At 63.3% G+C, this 4,619-nt stretch carries 4 protein-coding genes; 2 read left to right on the forward strand and 2 right to left on the reverse strand.

Annotated elements, in window-relative coordinates:
• Positions 1–284 precede the first annotated feature (284 nt).
• Together EET03_RS32570 and nuoI are read right to left on the reverse strand one after the other, a co-directional pair.
• Positions 285–410 (reverse strand): hypothetical protein, encoded by a 126-nt coding sequence (locus tag EET03_RS32570; RefSeq protein WP_279637781.1) that lies wholly within the window; start codon positions 408–410, stop codon positions 285–287.
• Complete coding sequence (gene nuoI / locus EET03_RS29235) at positions 407–931, reverse strand: NADH-quinone oxidoreductase subunit NuoI (RefSeq protein ID WP_075542360.1); 525 nt, start codon at positions 929–931, stop codon at positions 407–409. Before nuoI ends, EET03_RS32570 begins: the two co-directional genes overlap by 4 nt.
• Positions 932–2,508: 1,577 nt before the next feature.
• Between nuoI and EET03_RS29250 the strand changes: the two genes are divergently transcribed.
• Positions 2,509–2,976 carry an Hsp20/alpha crystallin family protein gene (locus EET03_RS29250; protein WP_075542362.1) on the forward strand — a complete coding sequence of 156 codons (468 nt, stop codon included), beginning with the start codon at positions 2,509–2,511 and terminating at the stop codon, positions 2,974–2,976.
• A gap of 732 nt (positions 2,977–3,708) precedes the next feature.
• On the forward strand, positions 3,709–4,257 hold the full coding sequence (locus tag EET03_RS29255) for a DUF5994 family protein (protein ID WP_167470745.1): 549 nt from the start codon (positions 3,709–3,711) through the stop codon (positions 4,255–4,257).
• Positions 4,258–4,619 lie beyond the last annotated feature (362 nt).

Raw genomic sequence — 4,619 nt, forward strand, 5'->3', positions numbered from 1 at the left:
TAGCACTCCGGGAAGAGACGACGGGAGGGCCGTCGCCTACCAACTGACCTGATCACCGTGCCGCCCCGGCAGCACGAACAACAAATCGGGTTACCGCAACCCCACACACTGCTCACCGCCAGCGCCGGAACCCCACCCCCACGTGCTCACCCTGGATGCCCGCGAACAGTAGATGCCTATGCGCAGGTCGCCGCCTTGTGAGATTGCGCGCATCGCCCGCAGCATTCGTGCCCATAGCCGGTAACGGCGGAAGCTGGTGCCGGTCCTTGCCGGACTGTCGCCGACTACACCGCCGTGGACGCCACCACCATTCCCAGCGCACCGATCACCGACGACGCCGAACACCCAGAGCAGCACCACTTTGCTGGTGGAGCTACGGTCAGCGCGTCCGCGGCCAACAACGTGGTCACCGGGCTTCCCGGTTCGCCGCGGCGATGTTGCCGAGGTAGTAGTCCCTGTCGGTGCTGCCAGGCGCCATCGGGTGCGGTGGGGCCGCCATGCCAGGCTGCAGTGGCGCCAGCAGCTGGTCCTTACCGTAGATCAGGTCGGCACGGTTGTCGTCGGCCATTTCGTAGTCGTTGATCATCGTCAGCGCCCGCGTAGGGCAAGCTTCGATGCAGAACCCGCAGCCGATGCAGCGCAGGTAATTGATCTGATACACCCGCCCGTAGCGCTCGCCCGGCGAAAAACGTTCGGCCTCGGTGTTATCGGCGCCCTCCACGAAAATCGCGTCGGCCGGGCAGGCCCACGCGCACAGCTCACACCCGATGCACTTCTCCAACCCGTCGGGCCACCGGTTGAGCTGATGCCGGCCGTGGTAGCGCGGCGCCACCGGGCCCGGCTTCTCCGGATACCCCTCGGTGACAGGCTTCTTGAACATCGCCGAAAACGTCACGCCGAAACCCGCGATCGATTCGAGGAATTTAAACACCTGCGCCCTCCTGGGTCGCGCCGACTCGAGTGCGCCGGGCCGCCTGCCCCGGAGCTTGGCCACGTCCGCATGAACCTGAGACCCAGACTAGGCCGTGTCATCAAACGGCTTTCATCGAGCAGCGGCTGCGGGTATTGCGGCGCGGAGCATCGGTCCGTCAGCTGCTAGTCGAGCGCGGCGGCGACTCCCACGGACCTCACCAGGGGGTCGGGGGGAATCCATGGGCCCTTGACGATCGGCGCGCCGCTGAGCCGCTGGGGCGACGTGCCGCGCTCCGCCAGTCGGGTACCAGGATTCCCGAGCAGCACAGGCTGCGGAAACGCGGAAGCGCATCGTGGCCGCCGCTCGTGAGGTGTTCACCGAAGTTGGCTACGAGGCCAGCGACGTTTCAGGCCATCGCCGTGCGCACCGATCAGACACTGTCACCCCAACACTGTCACCCCAACGCAACAGAGCGTCCCTACTTTGCGCTTATGTTCCGCGCGGGCCGCTGCCGCCGGGTTCATGGCCGTTGGCAGTGTCCACGATGTTCCACAGGGTGAGAGGTAGAAGGTCGATCCGTTGTCCGAGGTGTGTGAATCTTGAGGACGCCACCTGGCAAGAAGTCGTGGGTGTCGTCGTCGGTCAGGATGTGCTTCGCGGCAATCTTCGTCGGTGCATTGGGGCTATATCTGACTCGGAAAGACATGCCGCGAGTATGACGTGCAGGTGCCACAGCGGTAAGTCCCCTACGGAGCTGGCCTCTCGATGTGGTCGGGTGGGGACGCGGTCGTGGATATCGGTGCGGGTGCCGGGGTTTGCTTTGGGTCGGGCCTGGTAGACCGTGGCGGGGTGGGGCAGTTAGTGGTGGGAGCGGCGGCGCGCGGACTTGATGGTGCGCGACGACGCGGTTGCCGTCTAGGACGCGATCACCCAGCTTGCAGAGTGCTTGTGTCGGCAAGCAACCGCTACCGGCCCCGGGAGTTCGGCATACACGAGTCGGACGGCGCTCCTGGCGAACAGGAGGGCCGTCCGAAGCACCAATCACCTGGTTACCAAGCGTGCATGATGGTGCGGTGGAATGTGGCCTCGGCGTCAGGAAAGAGTTTCCCGCCTGACGCAGGCCCACCGCGCTGTGCCCAGTTGATGGGCCTTGCTTCGCGTGGGTGCCTAGTGTTCGTGCTGGGCGCCACAGCCGAGAGGAGGAATCTTTTCTTCCGGTCCGACCTTGGTCTGCCGTGGATCCGTACCTCAAGTCTACGCCTAGCCAGGTAAAGCAACAGTAAAACGAGTTGGGCCGAGCGTTCAATGGGCATCTCGCCGACCATCACCCATTCCTGTTCGCGCAAGACGTTCGGCCGGATCGACAGCATCGACGCCGATATCGCCCAACATCGACGAGCAGATCGAGGCGCGTCTGGCCTCTTTCCTGTGGAAGACGATCCTGGACATCAGGGTCCTCATCGTCGAAGACCCGGGCGCAGCGCCGATACCCCCTGGTGCTCGCGCAGGTGCAGTGCTAAACCAGAAGAAGCGCAGCCTGCCGACACCCGTCTCGGTGGCGAGGTGCGGCAACCGACATATAGGAGGTGGTTGCTGTGCTTCATCCCGATCCATTCCGTGACATCGACAGACTCGCCGCGCAGCTGCTCGGTACCTCGCCCGGATCCGCCCGAGCCCCACTGGCCATGCCGATGGACCTCTACCGCTCCGGTGATCACTACGTGCTCCACGCCGATCTCCCAGGCGTGGACCCCGATTCGGTGGACGTCAGCGTTGACGGCGGCATCCTCACGGTGACGGCACAACGCAGCGAACGCACCGAACACGACGTGCAGTGGCTGAGTTCCGAACGCTTCACCGGCGCTTACATGCGTCGCCTGTCCCTCGGTGCGGATATCGACGCCGACCACATCGCCGCCACCTATCAGAACGGGGTGCTGACCGTAACCCTCCCGGTGGCGGCTAGGGCCAAGCCGCGCCGCATCGAGATCAGCCACGGGGCACGTGAGGAAACAAAGGTCATCGAGCCCAGCGACGCATCCGAGCAGCACACCACGACCTAACCCCTCTTCACCGGACGAGGTCCAGGCGGGTCGTGCCGGCGGGCCTTGGTAATTGGTGATGCCCATTTCGCATCGAGTGCGCCAACACGGAGCTCTTCACCGAGGCCATCGTCCTCCACGCTCGACCATCTTTAGGTCCTCGGTTGGGACCAATTTGGGGCCACACGTTATGCGCGATGGCGAACGACCTGCACATCTATGAATGTCTCGCCGCGTCGATAACTGCTGGCTACCAGCGAGAATGCGTTACCGCAATGTTCTGGGGGTCAAGTGGTCGCAGGTTCAAATCCTGTCAACCCGACTGTCAGCCCCGACAACGAGAACAGGCTTACTGAAAGTATTTCGGTAAGCCCGATACCTTGCCGGAGCTGGGCCAGGTGCCGATCGCGGCGGTGACACCGGCGCAGCTTGAGCAGTTGATCGGTGTGTTCGCTGCAGATGGCAGGCGCAGTGGTGGGGAGACCTTCACCCGAAGACCGTTATGTCAACGATTCTCGAAAATCGACCCCTCTGCGGTTCCGGTGAAAGTTGACCCACCCCGGACGCCGGTATGGGCGTAGACCAGGTTGCCGTACGACGAATAGGGGTTCGCATCTGGCCGGGTCTGCATGCGGACCGGATCAGCGTAGGATTGCGGATATCGGCGGTACTTCGTGCATGTGGCTACTTCAGCCGTGTCATCGCTGATCTGAAGAATAGGGGCCGGTTCGCGGCCAAGATTGGAGCGTCATCATGACGCCACATCAGACGCGCAAGAATGCTCAGAACTCCACTGTGCCGGCGCGCACGCCGCGGTTGCGGTTAAAACCCAAGGCACCGCGAAGCGGATATGTCGACGGGGCATGGTGGCCGCACACCGATGATCTCTCCGCAGAGCTGCCGGACCTGTTGGCGGTGCTCTCGGTACGGCTGGGCCGCATCGACCGGGTGTTGTACCGCCTGAACGCATGGGCCAAAGCGTCACGGAAGCTCGTCACCGGCGGGCGGGTGGTACGCCTGGACGGGTACCGGCTTCAGCCGATCAACACCATTGAAGTTCTCGGGCTCGACGGTGACCGGCTCACCCTACTGGTGATCCCGCCACACACCGATGCGAACGACGCCCACACCACCATGATGACGGCAGCACAACCCAACAACGCCGCCACCGTCGACGGATTGCTCATGATCAGCCCACGGGACCGGGACATGCGCACGCAGGCATCCACTGCTCGAGAGCGCTGGGAATCAGAAGGGGGAACTTCGGCTTCTTCCCCGGAGTTGGCACAGGTTCACGGCTGACACCCGGATCTTCACTCGGCTGTTGGCATCGGACTGGCAGCTAATTGGTTCCAGCGATGATGTGTGGCGCAGCGGTTTTGGCGATGCCACGTTGGGTGTGTGTCGCGCGCCGCTGGATCGGTAAGGCGGCAAACCAGATCCAGGCCGTGTGCGATCGCTTAGAGCCTGTTCACAAACCCGTGTGACTGTAGTGACAGATGATAACTATGTGATAACGATTGTGTGTCGCGCAATGGGATGAGGCGGGGCTCGCGGTAGCGGATGAACACCACATCCCTCTCGCTGCCGGAGCCCCGTGAGTGCCTGTCTACCTTGTCACGTCCCCGAAAACCAGTTGCGCCGCCGCGGGTTGCCTATGTTGT

It is taken from the genome of Mycobacterium innocens, from assembly GCF_900566055.1.
Lineage (GTDB): Bacteria > Actinomycetota > Actinomycetes > Mycobacteriales > Mycobacteriaceae > Mycobacterium > Mycobacterium innocens.

Excerpts from the sequence above, each read along its gene's own strand:
- EET03_RS29255 (WP_167470745.1), top strand. The coding sequence starts at position 3,709 with ATGACGCCACATCAGACGCGCAAGAATGCTCAGAACTCCACTGTGCCG.